Genomic DNA, 20331 nt, shown 5'->3' with positions numbered 1-20331 from the left:
CACTATGCCGCTGTTTTCTCTCACGTCAACCGACCGAAGGGCGGGAATGACCCACAAAATCGGTCATTCCCGCCTGTCATGACAATTTTGCTACGCTTGACAGGCCCTTCAATCAGTGCGGTAGCGACGTCAGGGCCGGTTCGGACACCGGATTGGCGGGCACGCCTTCCTGCGGCTCGACCCATTCGATGGGCTCCGGCGGGGTGGCAAGCGCCTTGGAAATCACCTCGTCCACGTGGGCGACCGGGATGATGGTCAGTTCCCCCGTCACCGACTTGGGGATATCCACCAGATCCTTCTCGTTATCCTTGGGGATGAAGACCGTGCGGATGCCCGCGCGATGCGCCGCCAGCAGCTTTTCCTTCAGGCCGCCGATCGGCAGGACACGTCCGCGCAGCGTGATTTCCCCCGTCATGCCGACATCACGGCGAACCGGGATTCCCGTCATGACGCTGACCAGCGATGTCGCCATCGCGATACCCGCCGACGGACCATCCTTGGGAGTCGCGCCCTCGGGCACATGCACGTGCAGGTCTCGCTTCTCGAACAGGGTCGGCTTGATGCCAAACGTCGCGGCCCGGCTGCGGACATAGGACAGGGCGGCCGCCACGCTCTCCTTCATCACGTCGCCCAGCTTGCCCGTCAGCTTGATATTGCCCTTGCCGGGCACCATCACGCTTTCGATCGTCAGGATTTCGCCACCCACCTCGGTCCATGCCAGCCCGGTGACGACCCCGACCATATCCTCGGCCTCGGTCTCGCCGTGGCGGAAACGCTTCACGCCGGCATATTTCTCAAGGTTGTCCTTCGTGATGGCGACCGTCTTGGCCTTGCCCGTCACGATTTCCGTCACGGCCTTGCGTGCCAGGGTGGCGATTTCACGTTCCAGATTACGCACCCCGGCCTCGCGGGTATAGCTGCGGACCAGTTCAAGCAGGGCATCGTCGCTGACCGACCATTCACCGGGCTTGAGGTTGTTGGCCTCCGCCTGCTTGGTCAGCAGGTGACGCTTCGCGATTTCGACCTTCTCATCCTCGGTATAGCCCGACAGGCGAATGATCTCCATGCGGTCCAGCAGGGGCTGGGGCATGTTCAGGCTGTTGGCCGTGGTGATGAACATCACGTCCGACAGGTCGTAATCCACCTCCAGATAATGATCGCCGAAGGTCGCGTTCTGCTCGGGGTCGAGAACCTCCAGCAGGGCGGATGACGGATCCCCGCGCCAGTCAGCGCCAAGCTTGTCGATTTCATCCAGCAGGAACAGCGGATTCGACGTCTTCGCCTTCTTCATGCCCTGAATGATCTTGCCCGGCATCGAACCGATATAGGTCCGGCGATGGCCACGAATCTCCGCCTCGTCCCGCATGCCGCCCAGTGACATGCGCACGTACTGGCGACCGGTCGCCTTGGCGATCGAACGCGCCAGCGAGGTCTTGCCCACGCCCGGCGGCCCGACAAGGCACAGGATCGGCCCCTTCAGCTTCTGCGCGCGGCTCTGTACCGCCAGATATTCCAGGATGCGTTCCTTGACCTTTTCCAGGCCGTAATGATCCGTATCGAGGATCTTCTCGGCTTCCGGCAGGTTATGGCGGACCTTGGAACGCTTCTTCCACGGGATGCCCAGCAGCCAGTCGAGGTAGTTGCGCACCACCGTCGATTCGGCGGACATCGGGCTCATGGTGCGCAGCTTCTTCAACTCGGCCACCGCCTTGTCGCGCGCTTCCTTGCTCAGCTTGGTCTTGGCAATCTTTTCCTCAAGCTCGGCGGTCTCGTCCTTGCCGTCCTCGCCTTCGCCAAGTTCCTTCTGGATCGCCTTGAGCTGCTCGTTCAGGTAGTACTCGCGCTGCGTCTTTTCCATCTGCCGCTTGACGCGGTTGCGAATGCGCTTTTCGACCTGCAGGACCCCGATCTCGGCTTCCATATGGGCGAAAACGCGTTCCAGACGCGCATTGACATCCTGAATTTCAAGGATTTCCTGCTTTTCGGAAATCTTGAGGTTCAGGTGGCTGGCAATCGTGTCCGCCAGCTTCGACAGGTTGTCGATCTGGTTGAGGGAGACGAGGACCTCTGGCGCGATCTTCTTGTTCAGTTTGATATACTGCTCGAACTGGGAAATGGTCGTGCGGCCCAGCGCCTCGGCTTCCTTGCCGTCGGTCTCCTCTTCGGACACTTCCTCGATCTCGGCCTCGAAATGGCCGTCGATCTCATGCAGCGTCGAAATGCGCGCCCGGCGTCCGCCTTCCACCAGCACCTTGACCGTGCCATCGGGCAGCTTCAGCAGCTGCAGGATCGTGGAAACCGTGCCGTAGCGATAGATGTCGTCGACCGACGGATCATCCTGTGACGCGTTCTTCTGCGCCACCAGCAGGATCTGCTTGTCATTCTTCGTCACCGCTTCCAGCGCGCGGACGGATTTTTCCCGCCCGACAAACAGCGGAACGATCATATGGGGAAACACCACGATGTCACGCAACGGCAGAACCGCCATCGTATCCTTTTCACGGGGCGTGAGATCCTGATCTTCCTGAGACGCCACGGATACCGGGACGGCTTTTTCCGTATTTTCGGTAGTGCCCGGCACCTGGTCCAGTCTTTCGGATTCAGACATGTAACTTGACCTCCTGATGGACGATCCCGGGTCCACACCCGCCCGGCGGCCTGCGGACCCGTACCACCGCACATGCGATGACCTGATGAGTCATGTTGTCATTTGCCCCCGCCGACACAAGGCGAGCATGGAGCAAATGACCGGCATCATCAAAAACGAAAAAGCTTTTCCAAAAGCAAATCCCGCGCAAAATCAGGCGGACTGCTCTTCGGGCTCGGCCTTGCCATAGACATAGACCGGGGGCGCCTTGTTCTCGGCGGCATCCTTATTGACGACGATCTCCTCCACGTTCTTCAGGCCCGGAAGCTCGAACATCGTCGACAGCAGGATACTCTCAAGGATGGCGCGCAGGCCACGCGCGCCGGTCCGCCGCGCGATTGCCCGCTGCGCGATCGCGCTCAGCGCGTCCTCGGAGAAGGTCAGCTTCACGTCTTCCATCTGGAACAGGCGCGCATACTGCTTGACCAGCGCGTTCTTGGGCTTGGTCAGGATTTCGATCAGCGCGGCCTCGTCCAGATCCTCCAGCGTCGCCAGCACCGGCAGGCGGCCGATGAATTCGGGAATCAGGCCGAATTTCAGCAGGTCTTCCGGCTCGATATCGCGCAGGATCGCGCCCGTGCGCCGGTCGTCGGGGGACTGCACATCCGCGCCGAACCCGATTCCCGATCCCTTGCCGCGCGCGCTGATGATCTTGTCCAGCCCCGCGAACGCGCCACCGCAGATGAACAGCATGTTGGTGGTATCCACCTGCAGGAATTCCTGCTGCGGATGCTTTCGCCCGCCCTGCGGCGGAACGGAAGCCACCGTGCCTTCCATGATCTTCAGCAACGCCTGCTGCACGCCCTCGCCGCTGACATCGCGGGTGATGGACGGATTGTCGGACTTGCGCGAAATCTTGTCGATTTCGTCGATGTAGACGATACCGCGCTGCGCCTTTTCCACGTTGTAATCGGCGGCCTGCAGCAGCTTGAGGATGATGTTCTCCACGTCCTCGCCCACATAGCCCGCTTCGGTCAGGGTGGTGGCGTCGGCCATGGTAAAGGGCACATCAAGGATGCGCGCCAGCGTCTGCGCCAGAAGCGTCTTGCCCGATCCGGTCGGGCCGATCAGCATGATGTTCGACTTCGCGATCTCGACATCATTGTTCTTCTGGCTGTGGGCCAGGCGCTTGTAATGATTGTGGACCGCGACCGACAGCACCTTTTTCGCATGCATCTGGCCGATGACGTAATCGTCCAGGATCTTGCAGATTTCACGCGGGGTCGGCACGCCGTCGCGCGATTTCACAAGGTGCGTCTTGTGCTCCTCGCGGATGATGTCCATGCACAGTTCGACGCATTCATCGCAAATGAACACGGTGGGACCGGCGATGAGCTTCCGGACCTCGTGCTGGGACTTGCCACAGAACGAGCAATAAAGGGTATTTTTGGAATCGCCGGATTTGTTGTTCATAACCGCTCCTATTCCCCCGCAAGGAGGAACCTGTCCATTCCCGGCGACCGGAACTTCCCGCCGGTTCCGGTGCGCCGCAGCTTATTCAGTCGCCTCAGGATAGGAGAAACGCCACACGGCGCAATCCCCTGCCCTCCCGCATCTCACGGGGCACCGTCCCCCTGTCGGGGTCTTTCATCCCCAACATCGTGCGATGCCCTGATCCTTTTTCATGGGCCTTCGGGCCTGGCGGTGCTGTCACGCCACGGCCGTCGGGTCCCGCCGGGTGTCAGTCGGCGGCCTTTTCCGCCGCATGATTGCGCACGACCTCGTCCACGATGCCAAAGGCGCAGGCCTCTTCCGCCGACATGTAGCTGTCACGTTCCAGCTTGCGCTCGATTTCCTCAAGCGTGCGGCCGGTATGCACTTCGTAGATTTCGTTCAGGCGCTTGCGGATGGTCAGGATTTCCGTCGCCTGGATTTCGATGTCGCTCGCCTGCCCCTGCGCGCCGCCCGAGGGCTGGTGCACCATCACCCGCGAATTCGGCAGGGCGAAGCGACGTCCCTTTTCCCCGCCCGCCAGCAGGAGCGAACCCATCGACGCCGCCTGCCCGATGCACACGGTGCTGACGGGGCTGCGGATGTACTGCATCGTGTCGTAAATCGCGAGACCAGCCGACACCACCCCGCCCGGGCTGTTGATGTAGAACGAGATTTCCTTGGTCGGGTTCACGCTTTCCAGATACAGAAGCTGCGCGGACACGACCGCCGAAACCTGATCATAGACCGGCCCGGTCAGAAAGATGATGCGCTCCTGCAGCAGGCGGGAATAAATATCGAATGCCCGCTCCCCGCGAGAGGTCTGCTCGACCACCATCGGCACAAGAGCATTATTGAAGATCTCTACGGGATTGCGATCCCTCATAGCCATATTCCCGATCCTGAAAAGCAAAAGCCCGACCCGCCCTGATTTTGCGACGCGCACAGGCGCACCATCAAAACGGAGCAGCCGGACTTTCCCCGGTTACTTATGACAAAATAGAGACAAACACGCCAGATACCACCCCATTGCCGTCATTTTAGACAATATGATGCGAACATGGCCTGTCTGGCCCGGTCACGACGAACGGGGAAGGCACGGAAACCCGCGGAAGTTCCCGCACCCCACCCGGTTGTGCGTCAAGGCCCGGAATCGTGCCCTCAGACGGTGGCTTCCGGCATTTCCGCCAGTTCCTCGGGCGTGACTTCCTTGTCTTCGACCTTCGCAAGCTCGACGATATAGTCGATGACCTTGTTTTCAAAGATCGGGCCACGCAGGCTGTCGGCGGCCTGCGGGTTCTTCCCGAAAAATTCAAACACGGCCTGTTCCTGCCCGGGATAGCGCATGGCTTCGGCGCGGATGGCCTGCAGCATCTCGTCCTGGGTGACGGTGATGTTGTTGACGCGTCCGATTTCAGCCAGCAGCAGCCCCAGCTTCACGCGGCGTTCGGCGATCTTGCGATAATCCGCGCGCAGCGTTTCCTCGTCCTTGTCCTTGTCCTCGTCATCAAGGCGACCGGCCTTGCGGTCTTCCTCGATGCGGTTCCAGATCTGGGCGAACTCCGCGTCCACCATGCCCGGGGGCGCCTCGAACGCGGTCTTCTCGGCCAACTGGTCCAGAAGGTCGCGCTTCAGGCGCAGGCGTGACAGCTGCTCGTATTCCTGCTCGACCTGCTTGGTGATCAGCTCGCGCACCTGATCCAGCCCCTCGAAGCCGAGCTTCTTGGCCAGTTCGTCATCGATCTTGGCTTCGACCGGACGCTTCAGCGCCTTGGCCTTGATGTCGAAGGTGGCTTCCTTGCCCGCAAGGTTCTCGGCCTGGTAATCGGCGGGGAACGTGACGGTGATCACCTTTTCGTCACCGGCCTTCATGCCCTCGAGCTGCTCGGCAAAGCCGGGGATGAAGCCGGCGCCGCCGATTTCCACGTTCACGTCGTCGGCGGAACCGCCGTCAAAGGCGACGCCATCGATCTTGCCCACGAAATCCACCGTCAGGACGTCGCCCTTTGCGGCGGGGCGGTCTTCGGTGATGGTCTCGAACTCACGCTGGCGGCCGGCGATTTCCTTCAGCGCCTTGTCCACCGTCTCCGCGTTGACCGCGGATTTCAGCCGCGTCAGCGACAGGCTCGACAGGTCAGGCACCGGGATTTCCGGCAGCACCTCGAACTCGACCTTGAATTCAAGGTCGGACTTGCTGTCGGGTTCCCCGCCGGAGACGATGTCAACCTTCGGCTGCATCGCCGGGCGCAGCCCGCGCTCGTCCAGAAGCTTGCGCGTCGCGTCGCCGACGACCTGCTCCAGGATCTCTCCCTGGACTTCGGTCCCGAAACGCTGCTTGACGATGCTCAGCGGCACCTTGCCGGGACGGAACCCCGGCAGCTTCATGGACTGTCCAACTTCTTTCAGGCGCGCGCTGCGCTTGCTTTCAATTTCCTGCGCCGGAACCGTGACGGTAAACCCGCGCTTCAGGCCATCGGAAAGCGTTTCAGTAACCTGCATCTGCCAGGCCATCCTCTCGGTCAGAACGTATCAAAGAACGCAAGAGGCCGGTTGGGCCACCACGTCTGCTCGCATAACGCGAATTGCCGGGTTTTATGGTACGGGCGAAGGGACTTGAACCCCCACGACTTGCGTCACCAGAACCTAAATCTGGCGTGTCTACCAATTCCACCACGCCCGCACATTGCCCAAGCTACAAGCGCGCGGCTTTAGCGCAGAGTAGCCATCGGGGCAAGACGTGAACCGCAACGCCGCCCTGTCATGCCCGCATTTTTCCGTCCGGCATTTCCTTGCCCGGCGCCTTCCTGCCCAGCGCCTCGGCCTTCGCGCGGGCCGCGCCCAGATGCAGGTCGAACTGCTCCGCTATGGGCCACGGGCCGGCATGCATCGCGGCCTCCCCATGCAGCCACACGGCCGCGCAGGCCCCTTCCCACGGGGGCATCCCGGCCGCCAGCATGGCGCCGACAATGCCGGTCAGCGTATCGCCCGACCCCGCCGTGCCCAGCGCGGGCGTGGCATGGTCGTTGATGGCGACGCGCCCGTCGGGCGAGGCGATGATGGTGTCCGGCCCCTTCATCACCACGACCGCGCCGGTCCGGACCGCCGCCTGCCGCGCGGCAGCCGGCCGGTCCGCGCCGGGATGGCCGAACACGCGTGCGAACTCTCCGGCATGGGGCGTAATCACCGTCGCCCCGCGCAGGCGGTCGGGCTGCCCCGCCGCCATGGAAAATGCCCCGGCATCGGCCACGACCTGCCGCCCCGCCGCCACAAGGGTGGAAAACGTGGCGGCGACCTCGTCCACCGTCAGGCCAGGACCACAGACCCAGACCTTGCGACGCGCGTCATGCAGCAGGTCCTCCAGCGGCGCGGAATCGACGATCAGCCCCGCCGGGGCCTGCATGCGGTACAGATCTGCCGCCGGTCCTGCCGCCAGCCGCACCAGCCCCGCGCCGCTGCCACGCGCGCCCGCGGCCGACAGGCGGGCCGCGCCGGGCATCTGCCCGCCGCCACAGATGCTGACGACCCCGCGACTGTATTTATAGCTTTCCACCCCGCAATGCGGCACCTGCCACAGGCCGGGCGCATTGCGCCATGTCCGCACCTGCGCCGGCGCGATCACGCTTTCGGGGATCCCGATATCCGCCAGTTCGCTACGACCGCACAGCTCGCGCCCCGGCAGCAGCAGGTGCCCCGGCTTGAGACGGCAGAACGTCACCGTCAGTTCCGCCGGCACGGCATGTCCCCATACGGACCCGGTGGCCCCATCCACCCCTGTCGGCATGTCGATGGCCACGATCCGGCGGCCCGCGCGCAGGACGGCGGCCACGTCCTCCCCGACCGGGCGCGACAGCCCCGCGCCGAAGACCGCGTCGATCACCAGGTCGTAACGCGAGACCTCTTCCGCCGTGAACGGCACGCGCGGCCCCGTCCACAGGGCCGCGACGTCGGCCGCGTCCCCGCCCGGGCGCGGCGGGGCAAGGGACGCGACGCTGACGGCCCATCCCGCCTCCGCCAGCCTGCGGGCGGCGACATAGCCATCGCCGCCGTTATTGCCCGGCCCGCACAGGACCACGACGCGACAGGGCCGCATGTGGCGACGCACGGCGCGCGCCACCGCCCGGCCCGCATTTTCCATCAACGTGCGAATCGGGACCTGCCGCGCGGCAAGGGCGTCAATCTGTCCCATCTGGTGCGGATCGGGGAGGAGCAGCTGACATTCGGCATCGTTCATGATCGGATCTCCTTTGCCAAAACACGGCCAATGGCATGCAATATCTTGCATTATGGATGGAGAATCGGGAAACAACCCACCATCCTTTTACTGGCGGGCGCCATGCTGACGGCGCATTCGCCCATCCCATCGTTTTCCAAGAACCGGAGGCGTCATGTCCCACTCCCCGCTCTGGAGCCTTGTGCTCGCCGTTCACCTGATTGGCATGGCCGCATGGGTGGGCGGCATGATGTATGCCGTTTTTGTCCTCAGGCCGAGTCTCAGCCTGCTTGACCCGACGCAGCGCGCGTCGGTCCACCTGCAGACGCTCAACCGTTTCTTCCGGATCGTGTGGCACAGCATGCCGATGGTGCTGGTGACCGGCTGGCTCATGATCTTCCACGAAGGGGGCTTTGCCACCGTGGGGTGGCAGATCAACCTGATGCAGCTTCTCGGCCTTGTGATGGCGCTTGTTTTCGCGCGGATCTATTTCGGCCCCTACCAGAAGGCCCGTCGGGCGCTGCGTCCCCAGCCGTCCATCTTCGATTCGATCCGCGCGCAGATCCTGATGAATATCGGGCTGGGTGTTGTGACAATCGTGGCGGCGTCGCTTGCGCATCCTTTCTGAACGCATGAAAATGCCTGTGATTGATGCATGCCCTCACAGGCATCCTTGATTTTCATACGGGATGCAGATAGGCAGGAGGCGTGTGGAATCGAGGGATTCGCCTTTGGTCCACAGGCCCCTGCGTTGCTGCAGGCGATCAGGCGCGGTAACCTGATAGGCGGTATGGTAGCAATCCGGACGGGACCTCACCACTGACACGTTCGAGAGAATTTTGAGCGCCAAAAAGAACACAGCATCCGCCCGGGCCGGTTCCGCCAAGGCGGGACAGCGCGCTGCCGCGACGGCAGGCGAAATCATGCCGATCTCCGATATTGAAATCGTTACCCCGCCGGAAACGGAAGACGCGCCACAGCCCCTGTTTTCCGAACTGGGCCTTTCCGCGCCGATCCAGAAGGCGATCGACGAGATGGGATACCGTCACCCGACGCCCATCCAGGCGCAGGCGATCCCCTATGTGCTGATGGGCCGCGACGTCCTTGGCGTGGCGCAGACCGGCACGGGCAAGACCGCGTCGTTCACCCTGCCGATGCTGGAGATCCTGTCGGGATCACGCGCCCGCGCGCGCATGCCGCGTTCGCTCATCCTGGAGCCGACGCGGGAACTCGCCCTGCAGGTCGCGGAAAATTTCGTCAATTATGGCAAATACCTCAAGCTGAACCACGCGCTGCTGATCGGCGGCGAAAGCATGGCCGAGCAGAAAGAGGTACTCAATCGCGGCGTCGACGTCCTGATCGCGACTCCGGGACGCCTGATCGACCTGTTCGAACGCGGCGGCCTGCTGCTGACGCAGACGAAGCTGCTGGTCATCGACGAGGCGGACCGCATGCTCGACATGGGGTTCATCCCCGATATCGAGAAGATCGTGGGCATGCTGTCGCCGCTGCGCCAGACGCTCTTTTTCTCCGCCACGATGGCGCCGGAGATCCGCCGCCTGGCGGACATGTTCCTGCATAATCCCAAGGAAATCACCGTCAGCCGCCCCTCCTCCGTCGCCTCGACCATCGAGACGGGGCTGGTGATCGTCGAGGAAGACGACAAGCGCCGCGCCCTGCGCAAGCTGCTGCGCGACAGCGACATGCAGAACGCCATCATTTTCTGCAATCGCAAGCGTGACGTCGATATCCTGTGCAAATCCTTGGTCAAGCACGGCTTTTCCGCAGGCGCGCTGCATGGCGACCTGCCGCAGTCGGTCCGGTTTTCCACGCTCGAAGCCTTCAAGTCGGGCGAGCTGAAGCTGCTGGTCTGTTCCGACATCGCGGCGCGCGGCATTGATATCGGCGGCCTGTCGCATGTCTTCAATTTCGACCTGCCATTCCATGCGGAGGATTATGTCCATCGCATCGGCCGGACAGGGCGCGCAGGACGTACCGGCCATGCCTACAGCCTTGCCACCCCCTATGAGCAGGCACTGGCCGAAGCGATCGAGAAGCTGACCGGCAAGCCGATAGAACGGCTGGAGGTCAAGGGAATCGATCAGGCCGAATGGTCCGACGAACCCCGTCCCCGTGGCCGCAAGCGCGCGGGCAAGTCGGCAGAGCGCACTGCCGCGCCAGCCCCGCGCAAGGCATCCGCCGAATCGCGGCCCGCAGAATCGCGCCCTACGGAATCGCGCCCCACCGAATCGCGCAAGACCACGCCGCCGCGCAAGGCCGCGGTCCCCCCGCGCGAAGAGCATCCCGCCAAGGAAGGCCCGCAGACGGGCTTTGGCGGGGACATCCCGGCCTTCATGCTGCTGCCGCGTCGGCTGGCGCCCGTCACTCCCTCGGCCGAGGATGAAAACCGGTCGGACTGATCCTCAGGCCGACCCGAAAGACTTTGCCCGTGTCTGAAATCATGCAGGTTCATATCGACGCCCTTGGCGCAGAAGGGCATGGCCTTGCGCGCCTGTCCGATGGCGGGACGCTTTTCGTCCCCGGCGCGCTGCCGGGTGAGGATGTCCGGGTCCTTCCCGCCGGGGGCAGCCAGGCACGGCTGGAGGAAATCATCACCCCCTCGCCCGATCGGGTCGATCCCGCCTGCGCCCTGTTCGGGCGTTGCGGGGGATGTTCGGTGCAGTACATGTCCCTGCCGCTGTCGCTGCGGTGGAAGGTGGATATCGTGACCCGCGCCCTCCAGGCCGCAGGCTACGCCGATGTTCCGGCCGTGACGCCGTGGCAGGCCCTTCCCCGGACGCGGCGGCGCGTGGACCTTGCCTTCCGTCGCGTGGATCAGGGCATCGCGCTGGGGCTGCACCGCAGACGTGGCGATGTCGTGGACATGACGGAATGTCATGTGCTGGAACCCGCGCTGTTCGCGCTGCTCCCCCCCCTGCGGCAGATGCTGCATTCCCTGCCGGCGGTGCGACGCGGGGGCGACCTCCAGATCAACATGCTCGACAGCGGGCCGGACCTGCTGCTGGCGACGGACGGGCCGCCCGGTACCGATGATCGCCGTATCCTCGCCCACTTTGCCGGCGAACAGCGTATCCCGCGCATTTCCTACCGTCCGGCCGCCTCCCACGACGTGCCGGAAACCGTGGCGCAGACCGCGACCGTATGGCACGAATTTTCCGGCGTGCGCACGGCCCCGCCCCCCGGCGCGTTCCTGCAGCCCAGCCGGGCGGGGGAAGACGCCATCAGGCAGGCCGTCCTGCAATCCCTGCCTGAAAAGCGGATCAAGGGCGACATCATCGAACTTTATGCCGGTTGCGGCACGCTTTCCTTCGCGCTTGCGACGCGGGGGCGGGTCATGGCCCATGAAGGGGACGCGGCGGCGTTCAACTGCCTCCGCCAGGCATGCGGCGGCACGCGGGTGCAGGCGTTCCACCGGGACCTGAACCGGCAGCCAGTGATGGCGAACGTGCTGGCGAAAGCGGGCGCGGTGGTGCTGGATCCGCCCCACGCGGGGGCTGGCGCGCAGCTTGCGCAGATCACCGATGGCAAGCCGCTTCGTGTCATTTATGTCAGCTGCAATCCCACGGCGCTGCGCCGTGACGCGGCGGCCCTGCGGCAGGCGGGATACCGGCTGGAGCGCCTGACGGTCATCGACCAGTTCCTGTGGTCAACCGAGGTTGAAAGCGTCTGCCTGTTCACGCGACCGCCCCCGTCGCGACGGCGCTGAAGTTTCCCTGGGGGTGTTTGAAAAACACCCTTCCGATGAAGAATAATACAGGTTTCCGGCTGTCGCTTTTTTTCAGGAAGGCGACGTCTTGCGAAGCTTTTTGGAAAAAGCTTCACCAAAAACTCTTAAAATTTCAGGGTATTGTTGAGACTGTCTTTCCAGACAGTCTCCCGCTGGAATGACCTTCTGGCGCGGATCAGACGTGAAAGCTTTCGCCACAGCCACAGCGGCCCTTTTCATTGGGATTTGAAAAGGTAAAGCCGGATTCAAGCTGCCTGACCTCATAATCCATGACGGAACCGATCAGGAACAGCGTCGCCTTGCGGTCCACCAGCAGGGTAAGGCCATGATCCTTGATGACTTCGTCGCCCGGCCCCGCCTCGTTCACGAAGGTCATGTCGTAGGCATGGCCCGAACAGCCCTTTGTCGAAATGGCGATCCGCAGCAGCTGTCCCGCATGGGCGCTGGCGTAAAGTTCCGCCAGACGTTTCGCAGCACGATCCGTCAGCGTCATCAGGGGCGGCAGTTCGCGCCGGGTCGGCGGCGCGCCCGAAGCGGGGCTGGCGACGGGGGATGGGGCATTGGTATTGGTTGTCATCACTATATCCCTGCGGGTCAGAACATGTTCAGGGTCAGGCGGGCATCCTCGCTCATGCGCGACATGTCCCATGGCGGCTCCCACACGATTTCGACGGTGGCCGAGGTCACCGTGTCGATCTTTTCCACGGCTTCCTTCACCTGCGCGGGAAGTTCCTGCGCACTGGGACAGTTGGGGGCGGTCAGCGTCATTTCAATCTTGACGCTGCCATCATCATGCAGGTCGATCGCGTAAATCAGCCCGAGTTCATAGATGTTAACCGGAATTTCCGGATCATAGACAGTCGCGATGGCCTCGATCACCGCATCTTCGGACACGATGCCCTCGCCCGCGGGCGCCGTAGGCTGCGCGCCATCGGGGGTCCAGACCGAAAGGGCCTCTCCTTCCGGGGCGGCGGCATGTCCGTCCTCAAGGGAAAAGGAGGCCTTTTCCACTGCCCCCTCCCGCCCGGATGCGGGTCGCGTATCGTCGGATTTCACTTCCATGACGCTTTACCTGTCTTTCAAATCATTCAGCATCGCACTCAGCGCGGTCCACGGCAGCGTTGCGCAACGGATGCGCGAACGATGCTGGTGCAGGGGCGCGAAAACCGCCAGTTCGCCTGTCCCGGCTTCGGGTTCCCCGGTCTTCAGCATCCTTTCGAACACCTCGGACAGGGCCGCCACCTGCTGCGCGTCATATCCGGCGACATGTTCCGCCATCAGGTCCGCCGACGCCGCGCAGATCGCGCATCCACGGGTTTCATGGCGGATGCTGTCGATATGACCCGCAGGCGTCATGGACGCCGTCAGCCGCACCCGGTCGCCACACAGGGGATTCGTCCCCTCGCCCTGCGCCTGCGCATCCGCGACCTGTCCCGCGAACAGGGGATCGCGCGCGCGCTCCACCACAAGACGACGATAAAGATCCCCCTGCTCCATCGCGTTCTTACACAAAGAACTTACGAATCTGTTCAAGGGTCTGCGCAAGGAAATCTATTTCCTCACGCGTAGTGTAGATCCCGAAGCTCGCCCGTGCCGTCGCACTCAGCCCCAGGCGGCGCATCAGTGGCTCGGCACAGTGATGTCCCGCCCGCACCGCGATGCCATTACGGTCCAGCAGGGTCGCGATATCGTGGGGATGGACATCATCCATCGTAAAGGAAATCACCCCGCCCCTATCACGCGCGGTCCCCACAAGGTTCAGGCCGGGCACCTGCGTCAGCCGCGCCAGCGCATGTTCCGTCAGCGCCGCCTCATGCGCGCCGATCGCGTCAAAGCCGATGGATTCGATATAGGTCAGGGCCGCACCCAGGCCGATGACCTCCACGATCGCGGGGGTCCCGGCCTCGAACTTGTGCGGGACAGGCGCCCATGTGGAACGTTCGAAGGAGACGGAGGAAATCATGTCCCCCCCGCCCATGAACGGCGGCATCTGTTCCAGGATGTCCCGCCGCGCCCACAGGAACCCGACCCCCGTCGGGCCGTACAGCTTGTGCCCGGTCACGACATAGAAATCCGCCCCCAGCGCCTGCACGTCCACCCGGCGGTGCACCGCAAGCTGGCTGCCGTCAAACAGCACCCGCGCGCCGGCCGCATGCGCCATGTCCGCGATGGCGCGGGCATCGGTGATGGTGCCCAGGACATTGGACATGTGGGTGATCGCCACCAGCGCGACATTCCCGTCCGCCAGCAGGCCGGCAAGCGAGTCCATGTCCAGTTCGCCACTGTCGGTCACGGCGGCGACGCGCAGTTCGATCCCGGCGCGGTCACGCAGCATCTGCCACGGCACGAGGTTGGCGTGATGTTCCATTTCGGAAATCACGACGGCCTGCCCCGGTTTCAGCAGCGAACCGTAGGAGTGCGCGACGAGGTTGATGGCCTCCGTGCTGTTGCGGGTAAAGACGATTTCCTCGCGCCCGGCGGCATTGATGAAGGCCGCGACCTGATCGCGCACCGCCTCGTACGCCTCGGTCGTGCGTTCGCTCATCCAGTACAGGCCGCGATGGATGTTGGCGTACTGGGTGCGCATCGTGTCGGCCATCGTGTCGATGACCTGTCGCGGTTTCTGCGCCGACGCCGCGCTGTCGAGGAAGACGAGCGGCTTGCCATGCACCTGCTGCGACAGGATCGGGAAATCGGCGCGGAGATGCCGCAGGGCCTCGGCCGCATCCACCGTCCGTGTCTGCACGAGGGTCTTGTCCATTACGCGTTCCTCTGGTTCCACCATGCCTCGACAGCAAGGTCGAGACTGTCGCGCAGTCGCGTATCCTCCAGCAGATGCACCACATCATGCAGGAAGGCACGGATCAGCATCGAACGTGCATCCGCCAGCGCGATGCCGCGACTGCGCAGATAGAAAAGCTGATCGGGGTCGATCGCCCCAACCGTGGCGCCGTGGCTGCACTTGACGTCATCGGCATAGATCTCAAGTTCGGGCTTGGCGTCGATTTCCGCCGTATCCGACAGCAGAAGCGCCTGATTCATCTGGTAGCCATCGGTCTGCTGCGCAATGCGTTCGACATGGATCTTGCCCTGGAACACCCCGCGCGCATGGCCCGCCAGCACGTTCTTGACCGTCTGGCGCGACACGCAGCCCGGCGCCGCATGGGTGATGACGCTGCTCAGGTCGCCATGCTGGCGCCCGTCGAGCAGCTGCGCCCCGTTGACATGCACGCAGGCACGTTCGCCCGTCAGGGCGGCATGGACCTCATGGCGGCTCAGCACCGCGCCAAGCGTCAGGTTGAAACTGTCGTACAGGCCGCTCGAGGCCACCCGCGCATGGGTCACCGCGATCTGCGACGCCTTTTCCCCTTCCGCCTGCAGGCGGGCATGGGTCAGGTGCGCGCTGTCGGCCACATCAACCTCGAACACGGGATTATGCAGGTAATTGCCGGTGCCGACCGTGGCCTCCAGCACCGCAAGGCGGGCACCATGGGCCAGCGTCATGCGATGGCGCGGATGGAACGAGATGGGTGCATCATCGTGGCTTGCGCCAATGCTGACCAGCAGCATCGTCCCCGCATCCACGCCCGCGTCCACATGCAGGCTGACGCCATCCTCGGCCATCAGGGTATTGAGCGCGGTGCCGACATCGCCACGCGGATCGATCCAGTCGGCGAAGACGGGATCCGCCGCGAAGGTCCCGACCCGCACGCCATCGGGCAGGCGCGACAGCGCCGCGTCGAAACGCCCGTTGACAAGGACGACGCGCCCCGCCCCGTCCCCCAGTCCGGAGACGGTTTCCACCATCGCCAGCAGGCGCGCGACCTCCGCCGCGTCCACCTGCGCGGGCGGCGTGGCGTAAGGCACGTCCGCCAGCGCGCGCAGGGAGGTATATTTCCATGCCTCCACCCCCGCGCGGGGCAGGCCCGCCTGCGTCAGGAAGTCCGCCGCGGCACGGCGTTCGGGCGTATCGTGCTTCCCCCGGCCAAGGAAGGCTGCCGCGCTGATCCCGACCGGTGCGATGGCGTTCACGCCGCCTCCGCCAGGAACTTGGCGTAACCCTGGGCCTCCAGTTCGCGTGCCAGCTCGGGGCCGCCGCTGTGGATGATGCGTCCCTTTGCCATCACATGGATGCGGTCCGGCACGATATAGTCCAGCAGGCGCTGGTGATGCGTGATGACCAGCGCGGAAAAATCGGGCGAACGCAGGGAATTGACCCCTTCGGCCACGATGCGCAGGGCGTCGATGTCCAGCCCGCTGTCGGTTTCGTCAAGGATGGCGAACGACGGCTGGAGCATGCGCATCTGCAGCACCTCGTTGCGCTTCTTCTCGCCGCCCGAAAAGCCGACATTGACGTTGCGCTTGAGCATGTCGTCGGACATGGACAGGTGCTTCGTCTCCTTGCGCACGGCCTTGAGGAAGCCGACCGCGTCAAGCTCCTCCTGCCCGCGGGCGCGGCGCACGGCGTTGACGGCGGTGCGCAGGAAGTTGGCGTTGTTCACCCCCGGCAGTTCGACCGGCGACTGGAAGGCAAGGAACAGGCCAAGGGCCGCGCGCTCCTCCGGCTCCAGCGCCAGCAGGTCCTGCCCCTTGAAGGACGCGCTGCCACCCGTGACCTCGTAATCGTCACGCCCGGCAAGCACGTAGGACAGCGTCGACTTGCCCGATCCGTTGGGGCCCATGATGGCATGGACTTCGCCCGCGGGGATTTCCAGATCGACACCGCGCAGGATTTCCTTGGGCGTCCCGGCGTCCGAAATGCGGGCGCACAGGCCGTCGATCCTTACAAATTCGTTACTCACGTCTCTAATCCCTGTTCAACCGACGCTGCCTTCAAGGCTGATCTGCAGAAGCTTCTGCGCTTCCACCGCGAATTCCATCGGCAGTTCCTTGAGCACATCCTTGCAGAATCCGTTGACGATCAGGCCAACGGCATCTTCTTCCGACAGGCCGCGCTGGCGGCAGTAAAACAGCTGGTCCTCGGAAATCTTGGATGTGGTCGCTTCATGTTCGATGCTGGCGGACATGTTGCGGCTTTCGATATAGGGCACGGTATGCGCCCCGCACCGGTCACCGATCAGCAGGCTGTCGCACTGCGTGAAGTTACGCCCGCCCGATGCCTTGGGCATCATGCGCACCAGCCCGCGATAGGTGCTGTCGGACTGTCCCGCGCTGATGGTCTTGGCGATGATCGTCGAACGCGTGTTGCGCCCGATATGGATCATCTTCGTGCCCGTGTCCGCCTGCTGGTGGTTGTTCGTCACCGCCACGGAATAGAACTCCCCGACCGAGCCTTCGCCCTGCAGGATGCACGAGGGGTATTTCCATGTGATGGCGGAGCCGGTTTCCACCTGCGTCCACGAAATCTTGGACCGCGCGCCACGGCATGCCCCGCGCTTGGTGACAAAGTTGTAGATGCCACCGCGTCCGTTCTCATCCCCCGGATACCAGTTCTGGACCGTGGAATACTTGATCGACGCATCCTCCATCGCCACCAGTTCGACCACGGCGGCATGGAGCTGGTTCTCGTCACGCATCGGCGCGGTGCAGCCCTCCAGATAGGAAACGGATGCCCCGTCCTCCACCACGATCAGGGTGCGCTCGAACTGTCCGGTATTGCGGGCATTGATGCGGAAATAGGTCGAAAGCTCCATCGGGCAGCGCACGCCCTTCGGCACGTACACGAACGACCCGTCGGTAAAGACGGCGGCGTTCAGCGCGGCATAGAAATTGTCGGTCACCGGCACGACGGAGCCGAGATACTTGCGCACCAGTTCGGGATGTTCCTGCACGGCCTCCGAAATGGGGCAGAAGATCACGCCGGCCTCGGACAGGGTCTTGCGGAAGGTCGTCGCGACCGACACGCTGTCGAACACCGCGTCAACCGCCACCGGCGGGCGGGCTTCCTCCCCTTCCGGGATCTCCACGCCAGCCAGCAGGGCCTGTTCATGCAGCGGGATGCCCAGCTTTTCGTACGTACGCAGGAGTTCGGGGTCGACCTCCTCCAGCGATTTCGGGCCCGGCTTCTTCTTCGGCGCGGCGTAGTAATGCACGTCCTGGTAATCGATGGGTGGGTGATGGACCTTCGCCCATGTCGGCTCACGCATTTCCAGCCATGAATGATAGGCCTTCAGCCGCCATTGCAGCATCCATTCCGGCTCGTTCTTGCGGGTGGAAATCAGCCGGATGATGTCTTCATTCAGGCCCTTGGGGGCGATATCCATCTCGATATCGGTCTCGAACCCCCATTTGTAGGTGTTCTGGCCCAGCGTCTCGACGGTCTTGCGGGTCTCGGCAACTGCTGGCATGTCTTCAACTCCTCCTTCAGGCCGTGGCCAGGGGGCCGAGGGCCGCGGACGGGGAACCGGGGTCCCGCCGGGGTGTCACGGTATGGTTCTGCATGTCGGACAGGGAAATGGCCGACAGGGCGCCCAGGATGGCGCTGTTGACCGCGTCCCACTGCCCCACCAGCCCGCATGTCGAACGCGCGTCGCATTCGCCGCCATCCACGCATGTCGTAAGCGAGATCGGCCCGTCGATCGCCTGTATAACGGCCGCGACCGATATCTTGTCCAGCGGCCGGGCAAGACGGTATCCCCCCCGCGCACCACGCTGCGAAATGACGATCCCCTGCGCGGCCAACACCTTCAGGACCTTGGCGATGGTCGGTTCGGGAATGCCGGTGGAACGCGACAGCACGGGCGAGGTCGTGACTTCCTCTTTCTGTCCAAGACGGACCAGCGCCACGACGGCATAATCGGTCAGCTTTGAAAGTTTCAGCATTCTGCTCCCCCGTACCGGCACGGTCCATAAATGGACCAGACTGGTACTGATTTACTCAGTTCCAGATGAGGCACCCATCGCGGTTCGTCAAGTTCATTTGCCACGCCATGATGCGTTTCCTATCCGATGCCGGTGCCGAATATCAGTTGTAGTAACACGGACAGGCCGCATCCGGCCAGAAACCCGACCAGCGTTCCGTTAAAGCGTACATACTGCAGATCGCGCCCAACGCGCAGTTCCAGCCGGTCGCTGAGGGCGTTTGCGTCCCACCCCGCCACAACCGAAGCAATAAAACGTGACATGCTGTCACGCAGGAACGGCAGGCTGCCATTGACCATGCGCTGGGCCGTGCCGGTCACGCGCTGGCGCATCTGGGGATCGTGGTACATCTGTTCCGCCAGGCGGTGCAGCGCGTCGCGCACGATGGAGGCGGTCCAGCCCTCCTCTCCGCGCGCGACATCGGTTTCTATGACCCGGCGCAGGCGGTGCCAGACGTCGCCGCTCCATCCCCGGATGCTGTCATGCGACAGGACGCCCATGATCGTGCCCGTCAGTTCCCGCCGGCGTTGCGGGTCCTGCTCGATCCGGTCGATCTCCGAACGGACCCAGGTGGTGAACCCCTCGCGCAGGTCGGAGTTCTGCGGGTCGATGCGATCGAGCTCCTCGCTCGCCGCGGTCAGGACCTTCGTCGCGATGGAACCGCCGATCGCCCATCCCAGCAGGCGCCCCCCCTGTTCGCGCACCCGCTCCTCGATCATCTGGCGCAGCGACTGCTCCTTGGATTTCAGCCCTTCCTTGAGGCGCAGCAGCAGGAAGGACAGGACCTCCTGATGGCGGTCGCCGTCGACCAGCGCGCGCATGCTGCGGATCACGATCGGGGCGATTTCCTCCCCCCCCAGCAGGCTGGGGATCAGGCGCGAGATCGCGTTGCTGGCCCGCCCGTCCTCCAGCCGGTCAAGGACATGGGGCACCGCGCCGATGACCGCGCGGTTTACGGTCGCCACCGTTTCGGGGTCCTGCAGGATGTCCCCGATCACGCTGGGCAGGTCGATGCGCTGCATCGCCGCCGCCACGTCCTTTTCGGTAAAGACATTGGTGGAGACGAACCGCCCCAGCGCCTGGGCCAGGCGTTCCTGCTGCGCCGGCAGGATGGCGGTATGCGGGATGGGCAGTCCCATGGGACGGCGGAACAGGGCGGTGACCGCGAACCAGTCCGCAAGTCCCCCGACCACCCCCGCCTTCGCCCCCGACCGCAGGACGTCGAGCCACGCGTGATCGGCCATCACCCCCGACGCCGGAAGGGCATAGCCCGCCACCGTCAGGCCGGCCATGCCGATCAACAGCCCTGTCGCCGACCATTTGTAACGTTGCAGGACGCGCCACGCATCCCTGTCGGCCTGTGGAATGTTGTTCATGAACCTTTTGATACCATTGTGTGTCTCCATCCCCAAGGTGCCGGGCAGGGGATCGTCCAAATAGACGTGAACACAACCGCGTGGCGATTGCGAAGCC

Annotated in this window: 17 protein-coding genes and 1 tRNA gene; 3 read left to right on the top strand and 15 right to left on the bottom strand. The window is 63.8% G+C overall.

The window, feature by feature from the left end:
• Window positions 1-112: 112 nt before the first annotated feature.
• From lon to CFR71_RS01480, 6 genes are all read right to left on the bottom strand, one after another.
• On the bottom strand, window positions 113-2608 hold the full coding sequence (gene lon, locus CFR71_RS01505; protein WP_110526118.1) for an endopeptidase La: 2496 nt from the start codon (window positions 2606-2608) through the stop codon (window positions 113-115).
• Between the two features lie 192 nt (window positions 2609-2800).
• A complete protein-coding gene (gene clpX, locus CFR71_RS01500) occupies window positions 2801-4060 on the bottom strand; it encodes an ATP-dependent Clp protease ATP-binding subunit ClpX (protein WP_110526114.1) in 1260 nt (419 codons plus the stop codon).
• Window positions 4061-4328: 268 nt separating this feature from the next.
• On the bottom strand, window positions 4329-4964 hold the full coding sequence (locus tag CFR71_RS01495; RefSeq protein ID WP_110526111.1) for an ATP-dependent Clp protease proteolytic subunit: 636 nt from the start codon (window positions 4962-4964) through the stop codon (window positions 4329-4331).
• Window positions 4965-5239: 275 nt separating this feature from the next.
• Complete coding sequence (gene tig / locus CFR71_RS01490) at window positions 5240-6577, bottom strand: trigger factor (RefSeq protein WP_110526608.1); 1338 nt, start codon at window positions 6575-6577, stop codon at window positions 5240-5242.
• Window positions 6578-6673: 96 nt separating this feature from the next.
• Window positions 6674-6758: transfer RNA gene (locus tag CFR71_RS01485), tRNA-Leu, on the bottom strand.
• Between the two features lie 78 nt (window positions 6759-6836).
• A complete protein-coding gene (locus CFR71_RS01480; RefSeq protein ID WP_110526108.1) occupies window positions 6837-8309 on the bottom strand; it encodes an NAD(P)H-hydrate dehydratase in 1473 nt (490 codons plus the stop codon).
• A 154-nt stretch (window positions 8310-8463) separates the two neighbouring features.
• Between CFR71_RS01480 and CFR71_RS01475 the strand changes: the two genes are divergently transcribed.
• From CFR71_RS01475 to CFR71_RS01465, 3 genes are all read left to right on the top strand, one after another.
• Window positions 8464-8916 (top strand): CopD family protein, encoded by a 453-nt coding sequence (locus CFR71_RS01475; RefSeq protein ID WP_110526104.1) that lies wholly within the window; start codon window positions 8464-8466, stop codon window positions 8914-8916.
• 211 nt (window positions 8917-9127) lie between these two features.
• Window positions 9128-10708, top strand: a complete 1581-nt coding sequence (locus tag CFR71_RS01470; protein WP_110526102.1) for a DEAD/DEAH box helicase — start codon at window positions 9128-9130, stop codon at window positions 10706-10708.
• 41 nt (window positions 10709-10749) lie between these two features.
• Window positions 10750-12015 carry a class I SAM-dependent RNA methyltransferase gene (locus CFR71_RS01465; protein ID WP_110526099.1) on the top strand — a complete coding sequence of 422 codons (1266 nt, stop codon included), beginning with the start codon at window positions 10750-10752 and terminating at the stop codon, window positions 12013-12015.
• Window positions 12016-12211: 196 nt separating this feature from the next.
• Here the strand turns inward: CFR71_RS01465 and CFR71_RS01460 are convergent, their stop codons facing one another.
• The 9 genes from CFR71_RS01460 to CFR71_RS01420 all read right to left on the bottom strand — a co-directional run bounded on the left by CFR71_RS01460 (window position 12212) and on the right by CFR71_RS01420 (window position 20234).
• Window positions 12212-12613 carry a HesB/IscA family protein gene (locus CFR71_RS01460; protein WP_110526096.1) on the bottom strand — a complete coding sequence of 134 codons (402 nt, stop codon included), beginning with the start codon at window positions 12611-12613 and terminating at the stop codon, window positions 12212-12214.
• 17 nt (window positions 12614-12630) lie between these two features.
• On the bottom strand, window positions 12631-13098 hold the full coding sequence (locus tag CFR71_RS01455) for an SUF system Fe-S cluster assembly protein (RefSeq protein WP_110526093.1): 468 nt from the start codon (window positions 13096-13098) through the stop codon (window positions 12631-12633).
• A gap of 6 nt (window positions 13099-13104) precedes the next feature.
• Window positions 13105-13533 (bottom strand): Fe-S cluster assembly sulfur transfer protein SufU, encoded by a 429-nt coding sequence (gene sufU, locus CFR71_RS01450; RefSeq protein ID WP_110526090.1) that lies wholly within the window; start codon window positions 13531-13533, stop codon window positions 13105-13107.
• Window positions 13534-13540: 7 nt separating this feature from the next.
• Entirely contained in the window at window positions 13541-14797 is a 1257-nt protein-coding gene (locus CFR71_RS01445; protein ID WP_110526088.1) for an aminotransferase class V-fold PLP-dependent enzyme, read from the bottom strand.
• Window positions 14797-16068, bottom strand: a complete 1272-nt coding sequence (gene sufD, locus CFR71_RS01440) for a Fe-S cluster assembly protein SufD (RefSeq protein ID WP_110526086.1) — start codon at window positions 16066-16068, stop codon at window positions 14797-14799. The genes CFR71_RS01445 and sufD overlap by 1 nt, the downstream gene beginning before the upstream one ends.
• Window positions 16065-16838 carry a Fe-S cluster assembly ATPase SufC gene (gene sufC, locus CFR71_RS01435; protein WP_110526083.1) on the bottom strand — a complete coding sequence of 258 codons (774 nt, stop codon included), beginning with the start codon at window positions 16836-16838 and terminating at the stop codon, window positions 16065-16067. Before sufC ends, sufD begins: the two co-directional genes overlap by 4 nt.
• Before the next feature lie 15 nt (window positions 16839-16853).
• The gene (gene sufB / locus CFR71_RS01430; protein WP_110526080.1) at window positions 16854-18344 is read right to left on the bottom strand and encodes a Fe-S cluster assembly protein SufB; all 1491 of its coding nucleotides are present in this window, start codon (window positions 18342-18344) and stop codon (window positions 16854-16856) included.
• Window positions 18345-18360: 16 nt separating this feature from the next.
• Window positions 18361-18819, bottom strand: a complete 459-nt coding sequence (locus tag CFR71_RS01425; RefSeq protein WP_110526077.1) for an SUF system Fe-S cluster assembly regulator — start codon at window positions 18817-18819, stop codon at window positions 18361-18363.
• Between the two features lie 119 nt (window positions 18820-18938).
• On the bottom strand, window positions 18939-20234 hold the full coding sequence (locus tag CFR71_RS01420) for a DUF445 domain-containing protein (protein WP_110526074.1): 1296 nt from the start codon (window positions 20232-20234) through the stop codon (window positions 18939-18941).
• Between the last annotated feature and the right edge of the window lie 97 nt (window positions 20235-20331).

The sequence above is a fragment of the Novacetimonas pomaceti genome (genome assembly GCF_003207955.1).
Lineage (GTDB): Bacteria > Pseudomonadota > Alphaproteobacteria > Acetobacterales > Acetobacteraceae > Novacetimonas > Novacetimonas pomaceti.
The sequence above is the reverse complement of the archived record's forward strand: the minus strand, read 5'-3'. Positions and strand labels throughout refer to the sequence as shown.